The sequence below is a fragment of the Acinetobacter sp. MYb191 genome (assembly GCF_037572605.1).
Lineage (GTDB): Bacteria > Pseudomonadota > Gammaproteobacteria > Pseudomonadales > Moraxellaceae > Acinetobacter > Acinetobacter johnsonii.
On record NZ_JBBGZP010000005.1, the window covers coordinates 261979 to 276792 of the forward strand.

General features: G+C 44.6%; 12 protein-coding genes and 5 tRNA genes. 7 read left to right on the forward strand and 10 right to left on the reverse strand.

The genetic code is table 11. From position 1 onward, the window contains the following. Positions 1 to 26 precede the first annotated feature (26 nt). The 7 genes from WH214_RS01280 (at position 27) to WH214_RS01310 (ending at position 7974) form a co-directional block, all read left to right on the forward strand. Positions 27 to 1391, forward strand: coding sequence for an ATP-binding protein (locus tag WH214_RS01280; protein WP_339421798.1), 1365 nt, complete (start codon positions 27 to 29; stop codon positions 1389 to 1391). A gap of 361 nt (positions 1392 to 1752) precedes the next feature. Continuing rightward, on the forward strand, positions 1753 to 4593 hold the full coding sequence (locus WH214_RS01285) for a monovalent cation/H+ antiporter subunit A (protein WP_259233735.1): 2841 nt from the start codon (positions 1753 to 1755) through the stop codon (positions 4591 to 4593). Between the two features lies 1 nt (position 4594). After that, on the forward strand, positions 4595 to 4960 hold the full coding sequence (locus WH214_RS01290) for a Na+/H+ antiporter subunit C (protein ID WP_004692695.1): 366 nt from the start codon (positions 4595 to 4597) through the stop codon (positions 4958 to 4960). Next, positions 4960 to 6768, forward strand: coding sequence for a monovalent cation/H+ antiporter subunit D (locus WH214_RS01295; RefSeq protein WP_259233736.1), 1809 nt, complete (start codon positions 4960 to 4962; stop codon positions 6766 to 6768). The genes WH214_RS01290 and WH214_RS01295 overlap by 1 nt, the downstream gene beginning before the upstream one ends. Positions 6769 to 6770: 2 nt before the next feature. Beyond that, a complete protein-coding gene (locus WH214_RS01300) occupies positions 6771 to 7292 on the forward strand; it encodes a Na+/H+ antiporter subunit E (RefSeq protein WP_005400935.1) in 522 nt (173 codons plus the stop codon). After that, a complete protein-coding gene (locus WH214_RS01305; RefSeq protein ID WP_004692700.1) occupies positions 7289 to 7564 on the forward strand; it encodes a monovalent cation/H+ antiporter subunit F in 276 nt (91 codons plus the stop codon). Before WH214_RS01300 ends, WH214_RS01305 begins: the two co-directional genes overlap by 4 nt. An 11-nt stretch (positions 7565 to 7575) precedes the next feature. Then, the gene (locus WH214_RS01310) at positions 7576 to 7974 is read left to right on the forward strand and encodes a Na+/H+ antiporter subunit G (protein ID WP_004692702.1); all 399 of its coding nucleotides are present in this window, start codon (positions 7576 to 7578) and stop codon (positions 7972 to 7974) included. A 392-nt stretch (positions 7975 to 8366) separates the two neighbouring features. Here the strand turns inward: WH214_RS01310 and WH214_RS01315 are convergent, their stop codons facing one another. The 10 genes from WH214_RS01315 to secG form a co-directional block, all read right to left on the reverse strand. After that, positions 8367 to 8771 (reverse strand): ribosome-binding factor A, encoded by a 405-nt coding sequence (locus tag WH214_RS01315; protein WP_004978763.1) that lies wholly within the window; start codon positions 8769 to 8771, stop codon positions 8367 to 8369. After that, a complete protein-coding gene (gene infB / locus WH214_RS01320) occupies positions 8771 to 11470 on the reverse strand; it encodes a translation initiation factor IF-2 (protein ID WP_010325772.1) in 2700 nt (899 codons plus the stop codon). The genes WH214_RS01315 and infB overlap by 1 nt, the downstream gene beginning before the upstream one ends. Positions 11471 to 11479: 9 nt before the next feature. Further along, positions 11480 to 12964: a transcription termination factor NusA gene (gene nusA, locus WH214_RS01325; RefSeq protein ID WP_339421799.1), complete on the reverse strand. Its 1485-nt coding sequence runs from the start codon at positions 12962 to 12964 to the stop codon at positions 11480 to 11482. A gap of 39 nt (positions 12965 to 13003) precedes the next feature. Next, on the reverse strand, positions 13004 to 13528 hold the full coding sequence (gene rimP, locus WH214_RS01330) for a ribosome maturation factor RimP (RefSeq protein ID WP_004692708.1): 525 nt from the start codon (positions 13526 to 13528) through the stop codon (positions 13004 to 13006). A gap of 228 nt (positions 13529 to 13756) precedes the next feature. Further along, positions 13757 to 13833 (reverse strand) — tRNA-Met (locus tag WH214_RS01335). 89 nt (positions 13834 to 13922) lie between these two features. Then, positions 13923 to 13999, reverse strand: a tRNA-Met gene (locus WH214_RS01340). 66 nt (positions 14000 to 14065) lie between these two features. Continuing rightward, positions 14066 to 14142, reverse strand: a tRNA-Met gene (locus WH214_RS01345). Positions 14143 to 14215: 73 nt separating this feature from the next. Further along, positions 14216 to 14292 (reverse strand) — tRNA-Met (locus WH214_RS01350). A 49-nt stretch (positions 14293 to 14341) separates the two neighbouring features. Then, a tRNA-Leu gene (locus WH214_RS01355) sits at positions 14342 to 14426 on the reverse strand. Between the two features lie 53 nt (positions 14427 to 14479). Continuing rightward, positions 14480 to 14809, reverse strand: coding sequence for a preprotein translocase subunit SecG (secG, locus tag WH214_RS01360; protein ID WP_004692710.1), 330 nt, complete (start codon positions 14807 to 14809; stop codon positions 14480 to 14482). Positions 14810 to 14814 lie beyond the last annotated feature (5 nt).

Here is a 14814-nt window from a genome sequence, read left to right on the forward strand (position 1 = left end):
ATAGTCACAACCGCTGCGGGTGTTCTATGAAAATTCAATCGATTCACCTGAAACACATCCTGCATTTTGCTGACCTTAAAGTCGATTTTTCTTATCACGATAAACCCGTCACTTTAATTTTAGGTGATCAAGCCTCAGGCAAGACCTCGATCTTACGTTTTAGCTATCAGGCTCTGACTTGGTTTGCAGCCCGTTATAAAGATTTACGCTCTGCAGGGGTGGTGATGTTAGATCACGACATTATGCTGAACCGCCTACAGTCTAAAATTGAGATTCAAGTTGCTGTGCCCGCTGAGCTGTATGCTCTCAAACCTACGGCAGCCGATACTGCGACCGAACCCTATACATGGCAACTCTACAAAACCTTAAACCAACAAGGGATTGGCATCAGTCGAGTTGAAACGTTGGAACTCGAACAACTGGTCAATCTATATCAGCAGGCAACGTTACAAGATCCACTGCAAGGTTTACCGTTGATTGCGTATTATCCTGCGGAACGTTTTGTCAATGAGATGAATATTCTCAGCAAGAACAATCCCCTGATTTTCCAACATGCACATGCCTATGAAATTTCAGCTATTCCCTATACCACCTTTGCGCGCTTCTTTGAGTGGTTTCGTGAAATCAGCGATATTGAAAATGCGCAAACTGCACAGTTTTTACAAACGATATTGCATCAGCCCAAAAGCATGCCACCCGATATTCCCTTAAGCTATAAACTGGCTCAGGCTCAAGCACATATCCAGTCGCCCAGCCTACAAGCACTCAAGCAAGCGTTAGCAACCGTTCTGCCCGAAATAGAAGATCTTTATCTGCAATATCATCCCAAGTTACAACTGATGGTGCGCTACCATGGCAACAGCATGCTCTATCAACAGCTTTCCAATAGTATCCGCAACTGGGTGGCGCTCGTTGGCGATATTGTGCGACGTTTATGCCTACTCAACCCTGAAAGCCTGTTCCCTTGTTTAGAAGGTGACGGCGTACTATTAATTGATGCGATTGATCATCAATTGGATCAAAATATGGCGCAAGTCATTTTAAAACGTTTAAATCAGGCTTTTCCTCGACTACAAATTATCGCCTCAGGCAACCGAAGTGAGTTGCTGGAACAAGCCAGTGAGTTTCAATGCCTCAAACTGGAAAATAAGCAATTAAGTCCGATCCAACTCGAACCACTGCAACATCAGTTCGATGTAATTTACCAAAACCTTGCCAATCATGAAGCGATGAGTGGAAGCACCGAACCGATTGCGGCTGAACCCCAAGATTTAAGTGTGGCTGAATTATTCACACAGATTCAACAGCAACTCTCTCCCGAACAGCAACAGCATTTAATTGCTTTACTCAGTGCTGAAGATGATGCTTCATCGGCAAATCCATTAACTTAGCCTGCTTCATAAGCATATCTATTTCAACCCTCAAAAACAGGCGACCAATGGTCGCTTTTTTACATTTATTGCACTGAGAAAGTACCTGTCATCCACCAAGAAATGACCATCACGCGTATAATGTTTTGCGTCAGCGCAAAAAAGATTGATGTTGTTTTAGTCATGTTATATGATCGGTTTTACTTGCAAATTTCTAACTGAAATCGGATTTTGCTATAACGCTTCATGAGTTGCGCAACACAACTTCATTATTTTTAAATTTCACATTGGCTTTCAAGATTGAGACTCTTGGGCTGCTCTTTGCAGTCCTGTAATCCTTGAAAGATGAGATTCACCAATAGGTTTTGACCTATTCACGACAATGGAAACGAGTGTGCTACCGATTATTATATTGTTACCGTTAATACTTGGCACAACCCTTGTCTCATTACTGAAGCAGAGCTCACGCAGGCTAACCGCCTTCGCAGCTATTGGGGTCAGTATGACAAGTTTAGGCTTATTACTGACCCAAGCACGAGAGGTGTTTAATGGCGCTGTCATTACGCAGTCGTGGTCATGGTTGCCGCAGCTTGGAATTGACTTCAGCTTCCGTCTAGACGCATTAGGCCTCCTCTTTGCCTTACTGATTAGTGGCATCGGGACGCTCATTTATATTTATGCCTATTTTTATTTAGGCCCAAAAAATTCTCTCAACAAACTCTATCTACTGCTCATGTTGTTCATGGCAGCCATGCTCGGAATTTCACTCTCCAATAATTTAATTTTACTCCTCGTTTTTTGGGAGTTGACCAGTATCTCCTCTTTCCTATTGGTCGGTTATTGGAGCAATTACGACGCAGCACAACGTGGCTCACGCATGGCATTGACCATTACGGGTATGGGCGGATTAGCCATGCTAGGTGGTTTCATCTTGCTCGGCCAAATCACAGGTACCTACGAGATTGATCAAATCTTGACGATGACAGCACAAATTCAAAGTCATGCTTTATTTGTTCCTACGTTGCTGCTGATTTTACTCGGTGCTTTTACCAAAAGTGCGCAATTTCCATTCCATTTTTGGTTACCCAACGCGATGGCAGCCCCGACCCCCGTGTCTGCTTATTTACACTCAGCAACCATGGTAAAAGCGGGTATTTTCTTGGTAGCACGACTGTTACCCATTTTTGCGGGTGCGGCACTGTTCCATAATTTGGTCACCTTTATTGGCCTATTTACCCTGTGTATGGCTGCGTTTTTTGCCATCTTTAAAGAAGATCTGAAAGGTTTATTGGCCTATTCAACCATTAGCCATCTCGGCTTGATCATGTGTCTCTTGGGAATCGGATCACCATTGGCTGTGGCTGCGGCTATTTTCCATATTATTAACCATGCCACCTTTAAAGCAGCGCTGTTTATGATCGCAGGTATTATCGATCATGAGTCAGGCACACGTGATTTACGTAAGCTTAGTGGGTTATGGCAACTGTTGCCTTATACGGCCACTTTGACGATGGTCACTGCTGCATCGATGGCTGGCGTACCTTTGACCAACGGTTTCTTATCTAAAGAAATGTTCTTTACTGAGCTGCTTAGCAATCTGTCTGGTCCTGTGCTCATCTGCTCGGCGATTGTCGCGACACTGGCGGGCATTTTTGCAGTCGCTTACTCTGTGCGTTTGGTACATGGGGTTTTCTTCGATGGCCCAGTGGGCAAACAAGTTCCCAACAAAGATGCGCATGAGCCGCCGTTTGGCATGCGTGCACCGGCCACTTTACTGGCGATTTTGTGTATTTTAGTCGGCTTATTCCCTGCTCTCTTGGTTGAAAATATCGTCAACAGCACAGCACGCGCCAGCACCCAAGTGATGGACTTTGAAGGCGTACATCTTGCTCTATGGCATGGTTTTAACATGCCATTATTGATGAGCCTGATTGCATCGATTGGCGGTCTGATTTTCTATTTCAGTCTAGCGAAGGGTGGCAAAATTCGAGAAATTGATCTCGATCCATATTTAGGTCGCCTACAAGGTCGAGTTGCCTTTGACTTATTCCTTAAGTCACTTTTGCTCAACTCACGCAAATTTAAACGCTGGACTGAAAACGGTAAATTACAAAGCTATATTCTTTGGATTGTGGTCTTCAGTATTGCCATAGTCTCACTTCCATTTTTAGGACAAGGGCTGACCACAGGTACCCGTGAACTCACCCATGCCCCTGCTTTAGCGGTCGTACTATGGCTACTGTTATTCTCTTCGTGCTGGATGATGTTGTGGTTCCACCACGAACGGATTAAAGCAGTATTGATCAGTGGCGCGATTGGTTTAGTCGTGACTATGGTCTTTATCTGCTTCTCTGCACCTGATTTGGCTTTGACACAAATCACCGTCGATGTAGTCACCACCGTACTGTTATTAATGAGTTTATCGCTCTTACCGCAACTTACTCCCTATGAGTCGAGTGTTTCACGTCGTTGGCGAGATGCCCTCATTGCAATAGGCGGCGGGCTCGGCATCGCATGGATCACATGGCTCATCTTGACCCGTGATCACAACTCCATTTCATGGTTCTTCATGCAGCAGTCGATTCCATTAGGCGGCGGTACCAACGTGGTCAACGTGATTTTGGTCGATTTCCGTGGTTTCGATACCTTCGGTGAAATTACCGTCCTTGGTATCGCAGGCATTGGCGCACTGTGCTTAATGGATGGTATGCGTACCCACGGCACCACCATGACCCAAGGTCTCAGTTACCGTTTTAATCCCTCTCCGTTGATGCTTCGCATTACTGCGTCTTGGATTTTACCGATTGCCTTGGTGGTCAGTCTGTATATCTTCCTGCGTGGACACAATCTGCCTGGGGGCGGGTTTATCGCGGGTTTGATTACCGCTTTGGCCTTAATTATTCAGTACATGGCACTCGGTCAAGATCATGCAGAACAACTGCTCAAAGCCAAGTCAGGTCGTTTGTATGAAATCTGGATTGGAACCGGTCTGGTCATTGCAGGATTAACAGGCTTAGGCGCATGGTTCTGGGGACGTCCATTTCTCACCAGTGCACACTTTTATGTGTCGCCACCGATCTTAGGCGAAATGCACCTAGCGACAGCTGCACTGTTTGATGTCGGGGTCTATATCACGGTCGTAGGTGCAACCATGCTACTTATTTCAGTACTCGGGGACTCGCGTCACTCTAGTATGTCTGGTCCAGTACCAAAGGGGGATTAATATGATTAGTTTAGAACTGTTACTTGCCTCCGCTATTGGTCTGTTGACTGCCACAGGCATCTATCTGATTTTACGTGCCCGTACCTTCCCTGTGGTACTTGGCTTGGCCATGATTGGTTATGCCGTCAATTTATTTTTATTTGCCATGGGGCGACTTCAACTTAATGCACCCGCAGTACTCACGGAAGCCAGCAAAGCCACTGACCCTTTGCCACAAGCCTTGGTGTTAACCGCGATTGTGATTGGCTTTGCTACCACGGCGTTTATTGTACAACTGGCTTTACGCAGTCGTTATGAAACAGGAACCGACCACGTTGACTCTAAAGAAGAAATACCACAAATTGACCCACGTGAGGATGAGCCATAATGAATGACTTCATCCAATTTTGGACCGAACATACCCCAATTTTTAGTATTTTAATTCCTGCCATTACTGCCTTTATTTTGGTATTACTGGGCAATCCTGGATCAGGTTCTTTAGCACAAGACTGGCGACAACCTTGGCGTCGAGGCATTAGTTATACCTCTGGCCTGTTGGGCTTATTTACAGCGGTCAACTATCTGATCTTTGCCAGCTCTGGGCAAATCAGTGTTTATAACCTGAGTGAATGGGCAGCGCCATTTGGCATTGTTTTGGTCCTCGACCAACTGTCTGCCCTGATGCTGGTTTTAACCTACGGCTTAGCTGTGCCAGTGATGTGGTTTGCCAGTAAAGAATGGGATGAACGTGGCCGTTATTTCCATGCCATGTGCCATTTCCTACTGATGGGTTTAACCGGTGCCTTCCTGACAGGCGACTTATTTAACCTGTTCGTATTCTTTGAAATTTTGTTGATGGCCTCTTATGTCCTGTTACTGCATGGCCAAGGCAAAGCGCGTTTTCAACTCGGCATTCACTATGTCACCATTAACTTGTTGGCATCAGCCCTGTTTCTGATTGGCCTTGGCATGATTTATGGTAGCGTCGGTAGCCTCAATATGGCGGATGTTGCACGTCTGATGCCATTGTTAGAAGGCGATCAACATCGTATCGCCGTTGCTGGTGGGCTATTGTTATTTACAGTCTTTGGCATTAAAGCAGCCATGCTACCTGTCGGTTTTTGGCTACCAAAAACCTATGCGGTTGCAACCACTCCTGTAGCAGCCCTGTTCACCATCATGACCAAAGTCGGTATTTATGCCATTTTACGTGTTAATGGCACCGTATTTGACGATGCAATTAGCCGTGAAATTCTGCAATACATTTTATTGCCGATTGGTTTAATTACCTCAGTCTATGGTGTGATTGGTGCAATGGGTGCGGAACGCTTACGTCGTTTCATTGGCTTTATGATTTTGTCTTCTGTGGGCACGATTTTAATCGCCATTTCTCTGTTCAATACCTTGGCATGGGCGGCGGCACTGTATTATTTGGTGCACAGTACCATTATTGCGGCAGCTTTCTACATTTTAAGTGGTTGGATTACCTCTCAACGCGGTGAGTTTAAAGACCATTTTAAAATTGCACCGCAAATGAAACAGCATAAGGTGTTGGCGTTAACTTATTTCACCATCGCCTTGATGATGGCAGGTTTACCACCCTTTAGTGGTTTCTTAGGCAAAGTATTTATTCTCCAAGCCACCGCACACTCACCGTATCAATTGCTGATTATTGTGACCGTTTTAGTGGTGAGCTTATTGAGTATTATTGCGTTTACACGTGTGGGTTTCGTGATTTTTTGGCGTGCAACCAAACCAGAAGACAACCCTGATGAAGCTGCTTATGCCGCGTACCAAGCTTTGCCTGAACAAGCGCCGAAGCGCAATGACAAAACCATTTATCTATTGTTGGTAGGTTTAATGGCTTATATGGTATTTGCAGGTCCAATTCAAAAGTACACTTACCAAACGGCTGAGCAAATCCAAAACAATGCACTCTATGAACAGACTTTGCTCAAAATTGATGAGCATGGACAAACCATTAGCGTACAACCTTTCGACAGTGATAATTTACCTGAAACCAAATATGGCGGCGAACGGGTAGATCCGAATGCACATTTGATTCCATATTTAATTTCAGAAGAAACACTGGAAGGCGAGCATATTTCCGAATACAAAAAACGCCAAATGCAACAGCAACAACAGGCTGAAGTGAATCCCGATGCTGAAAGCCTACAACCGATGGTGGAGCCTTAAACATGAAAAAAACGTCGTTTTTGGAGCGTTGGTTACCCCACCCTTTTGTCTCGGTGATTGTTGCGCTGAGCTGGGTGATGTTGGCACATAGTGTCGATGCAGCCAGCTTAGTGATGGCATTTTTACTGGCTATTTTTATTCCGCGTCTGATCAGACCATTCATTACGTATACTCCAAATATTGAATGGAAAGCGGCGGTGAAACTATTTTTTGTGGTGTTATACGACATTGTGGTGTCAAATATTCAAGTGGCTAAATTGGTCCTCGGCCCAATTGATCGTCTACAACCCAAATGGTTTCGCGTTCCGCTGGAAACACAACATGAGGAGGTAAACACCTTACTCGCGATGATTATTACCACCACACCAGGCACTGTTTCAGCAGGCATCGATCAAGATCGTGGGGACATTTTAGTTCACGCCCTCAGCACCGATGATGAAAATGCCGAGATTGAAAATATCAAAGCGCGTTATGAAAAACCGTTGATGCAAATTTTTGGTGTCGAAGCAGGAGACAAAGCATGACCATTTTGCCTTATGCCCTCGGGATTTGTTTAATCGCTGTCACCATTTCAATGTTGCTGTGCTTAATTCGCCTAATCATCGGCCCATCGATTGTAGACCGACTCTTAGCACTCGATACACTCTTTTTAAATGCAATCTGCCTCATTATTATTTTAGGCATTTATTGGGCCAGCACTTCATTATTTGAAGGTGCTCTTTTGGTTGCGATGCTCGGCTTTGTCTCTACAGCCGCTTTAGCACGCTACTTCACCTCAGGTCATGTGATTGACTAGGAGCGAGATCGATGCAACTTACGATGGAAATTTTAGTCTCCATTTTTCTCATGATCGGTACTTTCTTCATGCTGGTCGGAGGGATTGGAATGGTGCGCCTGCCCGATTTATTCATGCGCCTGCATGCCCCAACCAAGTCCAGTACCTTGGGCTTAGGGAGCTTCTTGATCGCGGCAATGATCTATTCCGCATTCCAAGGACGCTTTGGTTTTGCTGAGCTGTTATTAACGCTGTTTGCCTTTTTAACCGCACCCGTATCGGCGAATTTGATGGCACAAGCGGCGCTACATTTGCGCTTACGTTCGCTAAGTGGCGACGTTCCAGAAGCACTCAACCGTCCACTACCTTGGCAACGTACTCGTCGCAGAGCTTTTAGCAATAAGCATGAAGACACTGAACATCGTCTTTAAATGCTTGTGGTGTTAAGGAAATAAAATAAATACATTCTAGCGCTTCAGCATTGACATGGTGGTGTTGCGCTAATTGCTACATTGTGATGATGATAATGTTCAAACGTATTAGATGGTGTCGCATCCATTACATTGACCAACACAGGTGGACTGATCAATCTGCTTGATACTTGAGCTACTCAAAAATTAAAATGATCAAAGTGTCCCACTAGGAAATCATTGCCAATACCAATCCACAGCAACTTGATAGTCAAAATAATCCCTAAAAGTTTAACCCTCTATCCCCCACCATAATCCTGTACAACACCTCTAAGTCTTGATCTAGCTCTCCAGCCATTACTCCGCATAAAAAAAGCCACCCGAAGGTGGCTTTTTGATTCAGTTAGACTGAATTATTCATCATCTTTGTTTGCTTCGTCAGCGGGTAAATCCTTTACTGCTTCAGCAATCAGGCCAAACATATAGTTACCATATGCATTGGTTTTATCGTAATGGAAACGCAAACGCGGTGTAATACGTGTCTTAATACGACGGCCGAGTTCGTGACGCAAGAAACCAGATGCTTTGTTCAGCACATCTAGCGTTTCTTTATTGGCTGCTTCACTTTGCTCATCGCCAAGCTCACGGCCCATCACAGTCACATATACTTCAGCATAACCTAAGTCTGGACTAACCTTCACCGCAGAGATGGTCACGAGACCACCTAAGCGTGGATCTTTCAACTCTTGACGAATCAGTTCAGACAACTCACGTTGTACTGTATCCGCCATGCGCTTAAGACGTTGACTACCCGCCATTAAAGACTCCGTTTGATCAATTGAACATCATAGACTTCGATCTTGTCTTTTTCTTTGATGTCTTTATAACCTTTAACCGCAAGACCACATTCCATACCTGCGCGAACTTCTTCAACCACTTCTTTATAGCGACGAAGTGACTCAAGCTCACCTTGGAACACCACCACGTCATCACGAAGGACACGAATTGGTTTATTACGGTGTAACATACCCTCAAGTACCATACAGCCTGCTGCTGCACCAAACTTACTTGAGTGGAACACTTCACGTACTTCAGCCACACCCAAAATTGTTTCACGGTGTTCAGGTGCAAGCTTACCGCTCATCGCTGCTTTCACATCATCAATCAATTGATAGATGATTGAGTAGTAACGAATATCGATACCGTCAGCATCCGCTTTTTGACGAGCTGCATTATCCGCACGTACGTTAAAGCCAAGAAGTACCGCTTCAGAAGATTCAGCTAGTGTCACGTCAGATTCGGTGATCGCACCAACACCTGAGCCAATAACACGAACTTTAACTTCGTCTGTTGCAAGGTCAGCAAGAGCAACGTGTAATGCTTCCAATGTACCACGTACATCAGTTTTCAATACCACATTGACGATAGGCACATCTTTCTTGCCCATAGACGCCATGATATTTTCAAGACGCATTGCACTTTGACGCTCAAGACGTTTTTGACGTTCACGATCCATACGCGCATCGGCAACTTCACGTGCTTTTTTCTCGTCATTTACAACAAGAACTTCATCACCTGCCATTGGCGCTTCAGGTAGACCTAGAATTTCAACCGGAATTGAAGGACCAGCAGATTGAATACGTTTACCGTTTTCATCTGTCATCGCACGTACGCGACCGTAAGATGCACCTGCAAGAACAAGGTCACCTACTTTCAATGTACCGTTTTGAACAAGAATAGACGTTACCGCACCACGGCTGTTGTCTACACGTGCTTCAATCACGACACCTTGAGCAGCACCTTCTTCAGATGCTTTCAGTTCAAGTAATTCAGCTTGGATTGAAATAATATCTAGAAGCTCATCAATACCTTGACCTGTATGTGCTGAAACCATTGCAACAGGAACATCACCGCCCCATTGTTCAGGCACGATTTCTTTGACAGTCAATTCATTCAATACGCGATCTGGATCAGCAGATTCTTTATCCATCTTGTTGATTGCAACAATAATCGGCGTACCTGCAGCACGTGCGTGATCAATCGCTTCAGCTGTTTGTGGCATTACACCATCATCCGCTGCAACAACCAATACCACGATGTCTGTCGATTTCGCACCACGTGAACGCATTGCAGTAAATGCTGCGTGTCCCGGAGTATCTAAGAATGTGATAATGCCTTTATCAGTCGTAACATGGTACGCACCGATGTGCTGAGTGATACCACCCGCTTCACCAGCTGCCACTTTTGAACGACGAATGCGATCAAGTAACGATGTCTTACCATGGTCAACGTGGCCCATGATGGTCACAACAGGAGGACGAGTCGTTTGAGCGCCACGTGCTTCTTCTGCTGCTTCAAGTAAGTTATCTTCAGCTTGCGTATCCGATACAAGAACTGGGTTATGGCCCATTTCTTCTACGATTAATGCTGCAATTTCTTGGTCAATCGCTTGGTTCTGAGTAACAAGCTCACCCATTTTCATGAGTGACTTAATTACTTCACGTACTTTAACTGCCATTTTCGCAGCCAAGTCAGCAACCACAATGGTTGAACCAATTTCAACATCATAAACTTGCTTTTTAACCGGTTTTTCAAAGCCATGCTTGTTTGCAGAGCTTGTTTTCAAACCACGTTTATGCGAGTTATCACGGAAAGATTGCTCTTCACCACGACGACCACCTTTCTTCGGTGCGCGTGTAGCTGGCGTATTGGTACCACGTTTGATTTCGCGGTCTTCTTTCGCAAATGAGTCTTCATATGCTTGGCCAACTAGACCCGCAGCAAGTGGAGAATCATCCACTACACGAATGGTCGCAGTTGCATCTTCGTTTGAATACTTAGATGCCATTTGACGCATTTGTTCAAGTGTACGTTGCTGCGCTTCTTCAGCTGCCTTACGACGTGCTGCTTCTTCAGTCGCTTTTAATTGAGCGGCTTGAGCTTCACGTGCTTTTTTCTGTTCAGGTGTTTCAACAACTTTAACTTGTGCTTTAACCACAGGCTTATTGTTTGATTTACGCTTCACAACTACCGCAGCTTTTGCTACTTCTTGCTTCGTCGTTTCTTGCTTTGCAGCAGCACGCATCGCTTCAAAGTTTGCAGCCGCTTTATTTACTACTGGAGTTTCAGCTTTTGGTTCAACCATAGCTTGAACGTTCGCACGAGCCTGTTGCTCAGCTTGCGCTTTTGCCAAAGCTTCCGCTTTAATTTGTTCTGGATCTGGCTTGGTAAATGTATGTTTCTTGCGAACTTCTACATTAATCGTTTTTGCCTTACCTGAGGTACTCGCTACTTTAGCGGTACTGGTCGTTTTACGTTTCAACGTGATTTTTCCTGCCTGACCATCGTCTTGACCATGAATTTTCTTCAAATGGTGCACGAGGGCATCTTGTTGTTCAGTAGAGATTATATCGTCCGATTTACGCTGTGGTAAACCAGCATCACGAACCTGCTCTAGGAGCTTCTCAACAGGGCGGTTCACACTGAGAGCTAACTCTTGTATCGTCTTATCCGTCATGTAGATCTCCTAGTTAAACCATGATTCGCGCGCTTTCATAATAAGTTGACCCGCTTTCTCTGTACCCAGACCTTCAATATCAGCAATATCGTCAGTCGCTTGGTCAGCCAAGTCATCAATTGTGATGACACCACGTGCTGCAAGTGCATAAGCAATCTCTTGCGTCATCCCTTCCATTGCAACGAGTTCCGCGCTTGGATCTTGGATGTTTTCTTGCTGCAGTAATGCATCAGCCAATGCAACTTCTTTGGCACGACTTTGAAGTAATTCAACAACTTCAGCATCTAGCTCGATTTCGTCAAATGTTTCAGCTGGAACATAAGCAATCTCTTCTAAAGAAGTAAAGCCCATTTCAACCAATGCCATTGCCAAATCTTCTTCAATATCTAGACGCGATACAAATAGGTCTAAGTATTGTTGTGCTTCATTTTGCTGACGAGCATGATACTCATCTTCAAGCATCATGTTGAGTTTGTAGCCTGTAAGTTCAGAGGCTAAACGTACGTTTTGACCTTGTGAACCAATCGCACGCGCTAATTGATCGCTAGTTGCGAAAATAATGTCCGCTGTACGTTCTTCTTCATCAATCACAATACCCGATACATCTGCCGGCTCTAAAGCACTTGCAATGTACTGCGCAGGATCATCAGACCATACAACAACATCAATACGCTCACCGTTCAATTCTTGCTGAACTGCTTGGATACGTGTACCACGCATACCAATACATGCACCCACTGGATCAATACGATGATCATTGGTTTTCACAGCAATTTTAGCACGAACACCAGGTTGACGCGCTGCCGCTTTAATCTCAATGATTTCTTCAGAAATTTCAGGAATTTCTTTCTTCATCAAAGCGATGAGCATTTCAGGCTTGGCACGTGACAATTGTAATTGTGCACCACGACCTTCACGGTTCACATTAAACAAAATCGCATTTACACGTTGCTTCGGACGCAAAATTTCTTTTGCAATCATTTCTTCACGTGCAAGATACGCTTCTGCGTTATCGCCAAGGTCAATGATAAAGCCATCTTTGGTTTGCTTTTTCACTTCACCGTAGATCAACTCACCCACTTTAGACTCGTAGGCATCTGCAATCAGCGCACGTTCAGCTTCGCGAATCTTTTGAACAATGACTTGTTTTGCAATTTGCGCCGCAATACGACCAAAGTCAATTGAAGGCACTTCAAGCTCACGAATATCACCAATCGACCATTGTGCAGGATCAACATCTGAAATCGCATCTTGACATGCTGGCATTTCATGATCTTCATCCGCAACCACTTCCCATTGGCGGAAAGTGCTGTATTCGCCCGTTTTACGATCAATCTCTACACGAAGCTGAGCTTCTTCGGAGTTTGTTCCTTCGTAAAATTTCTTTTTAGTCGCAGCAACAAGCGCTTGTTCTAAGGCTTCGAAAATCGCTTCACGAGGTACACCTTTTTCATTACTAACCGTTTCAACTACGGTAAGAATTTCACGTGCCATAAGCCACCTATTCGTTCAGATTCTTATTTATTAAATGAATTAATCTTGATAGACCAAATTGGCTTTATCAATATTATTACTATCGATTTCAAGCACCTGTTGCTTTTCCACTTCGACTTGAATCATTTCAGCTTCAAGATCTACAGCAACCAATTTAGCTTGGAATTTACGACGGTTATCGACTGCACTGATCAAACGGAAAGCGATCTGTTGACCAATATATGCAGGTAATTGTTCAAGTTGGAAAAATGGACGATCCCAACCCGGAGATGACACTTCAAGTGCATATTCACCTGAAATTGGATCATGGACATCCATCATTGCGCCGACTTGCTGGGTCACGCGTACACAGTCTTGTACGCCGATGCCACGGCCCTGCTCTTCTTCACCATCTTCATTGATGATGGGTTCTGCATTTTCGTCGACAGCTTTGTCGATATAAATGCGCAATAAAGAACGTTTTCCTTGAGGAAGGAATTCAATCCCCCAAAGATCAACACCACAGGCTTGCACTGCAGGAGCAATTAAGTCTTGGAGTGCTTGAGTTTTATTTGATAGCTTCATTTACTCTCGTCATTTTTGTGCGATTCAATGGCCGAAACAGACCACTACAAGCCAATACAAACTATAGTAGTAGTGGAACATGACACTTTGACTTTCACCGTATCCGGCTCACATCGACACTACACGATAGCCAATAAAAAAGGGCGTAATCGCCCCAATTATTGCACAGAAAATTAATATCCACTGTGCAAAAAGGCCCACCTTGTTGTGAGCCTCTTTTTAGAAACTTGGTAGCGGGAGCTGGATTTGAACCAACGACCTTCGGGTTATGAGCCCGACGAGCTACCAGACTGCTCCATCCCGCATCAACGTGCAAAAATTATATACAAATATGAACTATTTTTCAATCTAAATACTTCGTACTTGCTCTGATTTAGTTGCACCTAAATCAAATTGGTAGCGGGAGCTGGATTTGAACCAACGACCTTCGGGTTATGAGCCCGACGAGCTACCAGACTGCTCCATCCCGCAACAAAATGCAATTTTTTCAGCCTAATGACTTAAACTGCTTATTTTAGTCTGCATCTAAAATAAGATTGGTAGCGGGAGCTGGATTTGAACCAACGACCTTCGGGTTATGAGCCCGACGAGCTACCAGACTGCTCCATCCCGCAACAAAACGCAAAAATATTCTTAACTTAATCACTTAAGCTACTCACTTTAGTTTGCTTCTAAAATAAGATTGATTGGTAGCGGGAGCTGGATTTGAACCAACGACCTTCGGGTTATGAGCCCGACGAGCTACCAGACTGCTCCATCCCGCATCAACAGAATTTGCTGCATACACCAACTTAATCTTCTGGATTCATAAGTTGGTGCGGAAGGGGGGACTTGAACCCCCACGCCCGAAAGCACTACCACCTCAAGGTAGCGTGTCTACCAATTCCACCACCACCGCAGCTGTGACGCATTCTAGTAGCATCGTCACAAAAAAGAAAGGACTAATTCCAATTATTCGCTTGTTTTAGGTGCAGCTGGCGAAGTTTCAGTCGATTGTGCAGGTGCAGAACTTGTCGTTTGCACTGACTTTAAGCTATAGGCATCTGTGGTTTGCTTTTTGGCAAACACAGCAAGTGACAAACTGGTGATAAAAAACAAGGCCGTCAAAACCGCAGTCAATCGGGTCAAGAAATTACCTGAACCTGATGCACCAAATACAGTTGCAGCACCGCCACCACCAAACGAAGCACCAGCATCTGCACCTTTACCATGCTGGACCAAAATCAGCACGATCATCAACACAGCTAAGATAATATGTACTACCAGCACAAAAGTTTGCATGCTGA